Raw genomic sequence first — 4,417 nt, 5'->3', positions numbered from 1 at the left:
TAAAGTAAAGCAACATTTGCAACGTTTTTATAAGCTGAAGGGGCGCTTCACCCCCTGCCCCTCAATGCGACGCCAGCTAAAGCTAAGGCGTCGCATCGCCCCTTGAGCCAAGAGCGAGTGAAGAAACCTCCGAGTGAATTTGTCGCTCCAGAGGTAACCTTTGGGTAAATCATGTTCATTTATAAGCCCCTGGGGTACGGGGGCTTGCACGCACTTAAGCCTTCAGGCTGGTGCGTGCACGAGGGGTTTGGGGTGAATAGCCCCCGTCACCGTAAGTAAAAATCTCTGTTTTGGAGCTAATGTTGCTGATGTCCACTGACTTTACCTCAACGCTAACTATTTATATTGGAAACGCTAATAATTCTTTTTAAAAAGATGGAGAAAACCGCGCTAGCTATAATTTTGGCTATATTATTAATTATAAACTTAACTGGACTCCTGCCACAGCAGAGTCAAGCAGTGGGAGAGCAGCTTCTGACTGAGAGCTTTGCTAAAGTAGAAGAAGTTTTCGAGCTTTCGTTTACAGAGTCCGGCTATAAGCTAGTAAATATCTCGCTACCTAAAGATGCAGTAATAAAAAACGCGACTATTTCTATAACGAACCTTTCTGCAGTAGAATATCCTTCTTTGGATTTAGGCGATAACGGTAGCATAGACTGGCGGTTTAACGGTACTATGGGAAAGCAGAACTTGTTTGAAAATCGCTACTATAACATTACATTTCAATTCACAGCGCAAGAAATAAAAAAAGCAAATTTTAGTTTGCCTAAAGCCTCAGTAATTTCTGCTAACGTAGCTCTTTCTATAAACGATACCTATCCATCTTACGAGTATAATTTAAAAGTAAATCAAACTTCTTTCTGGCATCAAACAACCGCAGAGCCGCTCAGAGAAGGGATATGTATTGGAAGTTGCGGTAGCAAAGTGTTGAGTATCGCTTGTGAAGATGTTAATAACGATGGCTTTCCTGATGTTATTGCCGGTAGTGAGAGCGGTGTGTGGCTATTTATTAACAATAACGGGCTGTTGGAGCAGCCTAACCTCGTTTCTAGCGCAATTGCTTATTCTATGGCGTGTGCAGACGTTAATAACGATGGAAGAATAGATATAGTATGCGGAAGTTCTGATGGATATGTGTATGTTTTAGAAAATAACTTTCCTGATTGGACGCAGAAATCTATCTGGCTTTCATCTAAAATATATGGCGTTGATGTGAGCGATTTAGATAACGATATGCAATACGATGATATAGCAGCAGTAGCTAAAGGCCGCATTCTATACCTAGTAATGAATTGTACTGTTGCGGAGCCGAGTATAAAATCTATTTTTTTGAACGGCGAACTTCGTTCCGTTGCTATAGGCGAGCTTAATAACGATAGTAATTTAGATATAGCATGTAGCGATGAGAATATGACTGTATGGGTATGTTTAGGAAACAGCACAGCTGAGTATAACACAACATCTTTCTATGCAGCTACAGAGATTTGGTCTGTTAAAACAGGCGATATAAACGGAGATGGTCTGCAAGACATTGTTGGAGGAGGTATAAGGGGAGGCGGCGGCTACGGCAGGATTGCAAAATGCATTAATAAAAACGTGAGTTTCAGTGTTAATACAGTTGATAACGGCAAAGGTGGCTGGTTTTATTCAATTGCACTTGGAGATGTTGATGGAAACAGCCTAAAAGACATTGTTGGTCTAAGCTGGGATTCTAATATTTACTACATTTTGAATAACGGTACTACTAATATTACAATTGCCACTAACGGCGCTTACGAATATTATATTGCGCCTTTAACTTTGGGTGATTTAGATAATGACAGCGATTTAGACGCAATTACAGGCGATAGATACGGTAAAATCTTTCTCTGCCGCAACATAGTAAAAACTCAGCTTGAAGTTGTAGATTTCACTACCGCTCTTTCTTCGTATCTCAATACCTGCGATTACTCTTACGATAATTTCGCAAATCCTTTGTGCACAGTACCGCTCATTATACAATCAAACTATGCAGGCGGTATTACTGTAAGTAATCTAAGTGTTGTCTATAGGTACACAGCAATAGTTCCAAATGCTGCCAAGCTTTTAGCAGCCTATCTTCAAGCGCACCAAGCTCAAGCTGTTGACTGGAATATCACAATACCTTTGAATTTTTCAGTTTCCTCTGCCGGCAAAGTATTGCTTGAGGTTAACGTTACATTTCTACTACCGCCTAGACTCATTCAGCAGATACCTAACACATATTATTTTGATGAAGATACCACTGCTGAGAACCTCATTTGCCTTGAAGATTATTTCACCGATGAAAAGGACGATGGTAATTTGACTTTTGAAGTATATTGGGATGATATAGAGAATGTGAGTGTCTGGGTTAATGGCTCAGCACTCTCTTTTAAAACCCTTACTTTAGACTGGTACGGCTGGATTAGTTTAAAAGTTAGAGCAAGAGATAGCGATAACCTAACTGCGGAAAGCAATAATTTTAATGTAGAGATAAGACCAGTAAATGACGCACCTAGATTTATTGGTGGGTTGCAGGATAAGACGATAGGCAAAGGCGATGTTTGGAGAGAGAATTTGAGTATGTATTTTTATGACCCTGAAGAAAAATCGATCAACCTTATTTATACTTGTAACTATCCTGCAATTGTTATTACGGGCTGCATTGCCACATGGTCTCCGGTCGGCGATGAAAATATAATTCTCAAGAACGTAATTTTCACAGCTAGTGATAGCGAACGGTTAAGTGGAAATTCTGCGCCAATAACACTTACTTACAGAGCGCACAAAGGCCCTAAATATATTGGAGGATTGCAAAGCGCAGATGTTGTTGAAGATACTACTTGGAGCGTGGAGCTTAGCAATTATTTCAGTTTAGGCGATTACGGTGCATGGTTCAAATGTAGCTCACCCTATATTACAATAATTGGCACTACTGCCTCTTGGACTCCAAACAACGATGCTGCAAGCATTGTTAATCTCGTATTTACTGCCATTGATAATGTTGACCCTAACCTCACTGCCGAATCAGAGCCAATAACTCTCACATTCATCTGGGTAAATGACCCTCCTGAATATCTTGGCGGATTAGAAAATTATACTGACGAGGTACTTGAAGGCACTACTTGGACGCTGGATTTGAAGCTCTATTTTAGGGATGAGGAGGAGAATCAAAGGTTAAGATTCATCTGCAGCTCAGATGAAATTGTAATTGACCAAGTAACTAAAATTGCGAGTTGGACTCCTCAGAGAGGCGCTACAAACATTACAATAAAATTCACAGCGATAGACGCGTTAGATGAGCAATTAAAGGCAGAGTCTCCTGAAGTTAAATTGATATTTATAGGCAGGAACGACCCGCCGACAGCTTTCATCACCAAGATAGCGCCTAACAGAGCTCGTGCTGGAGAAGTTATTTTGTTCGAAGGCTATGGCACAGATGACGGCACAGTCGTGGCTTACGAATGGCGCTCTAGCATAGATGGCTTTCTAAGCTCTTCAAGAACTTTCACTTTAACTGATTTATCAATAGGTAAGCACAAAATATACTTCAAATGTATGGATAATACAGGCAAATGGTCTGAGGAGGTGCAATCTGAGCTAGTAATTTTAGCGCCTGAAGAAGTGCTTCTGGAAATTCTCAAGCCCTATTTTTTACTTGCACTTGCGCTTGTCACTCTAGGACTTGTTCTAATCGTTCTAGGAAAGAAATATAAAATCAAGTGAAAAATGCGTTTCAAGCTAGTTTGTTTATATTTCAGCTCTCTCTTTTACAGTCTTACCTGAAATTACAGTAGCAATTGCAGCAATTGCTGTTAAAATACATGCTAAAACTAGCAGGTACCACCCTATAGCAGGTCCCCATGAAATATCGCCAGCTTCAGATACGCCGTTAAATCTGTATTCTATTCCTGAGAACATACCTGGAAAAACTCCTTGCGCTAGCGCATTTGGAAGTGCAAGTGCAAAGTACAGCGGTGTAAATATTGTCAGTACAAGTGCCAAAAGAACTGAGCAAAATGCAATTTTATTAGATGCTTTTCCAGCAGCTGCAGAAACAGAGCATATTAAAGATATAATTGCGAGCAAAACAGCTGCTATTGCGGCATAGTAAGTAGTTGAATAAACTCCTTCTATAGCAGTGCCTTGATAGCTCTCTGCTTTCGTAGTTTTTGGGTTCTCCTCAGTTATAACTGCTCCCTGAAGTTTAAACTCAATAGTTCTTTTTAATGTCTGAGTCTCAGCTTTGTAAGTCCACCAAGGCATAAGCAGAGAGCAAAATGTTAGTATTGCCACCGCTAAACAAATTATTCCAGCAACTAAACTTTTTTTTAGCCATTTTTTTACACACTTACCTCAACTGTAAAGTAAAGCAACATTTGCAACGTTTTTATAAGCTGAAGGGGGCGCTTCACCC

At 40.2% G+C, this 4,417-nt stretch carries 2 protein-coding genes; one reads left to right on the top strand and one right to left on the bottom strand.

What is annotated here, in order from left to right; all coding sequences use genetic code 11:
• The first annotated feature begins 375 nt into the window (after nt 1–375).
• Nucleotides 376–3,726 (top strand): VCBS repeat-containing protein, encoded by a 3,351-nt coding sequence (locus tag QMD21_07260; GenBank protein MDI6856559.1) that lies wholly within the window; start codon nt 376–378, stop codon nt 3,724–3,726.
• Nucleotides 3,727–3,750: 24 nt separating this feature from the next.
• On the opposite strand, the gene QMD21_07255 is transcribed toward QMD21_07260, so the two are convergent.
• Nucleotides 3,751–4,266, bottom strand: a complete 516-nt coding sequence (locus QMD21_07255; GenBank protein MDI6856558.1) for a hypothetical protein — start codon at nt 4,264–4,266, stop codon at nt 3,751–3,753.
• Nucleotides 4,267–4,417: the final 151 nt, after the last annotated feature.

The sequence above is a fragment of the Candidatus Thermoplasmatota archaeon genome, from assembly GCA_030018475.1.
GTDB lineage: Archaea > Thermoplasmatota > JASEFT01 > JASEFT01 > JASEFT01 > JASEFT01.
The sequence above is the reverse complement of the archived record's forward strand: the minus strand, read 5'-3'. Positions and strand labels throughout refer to the sequence as shown.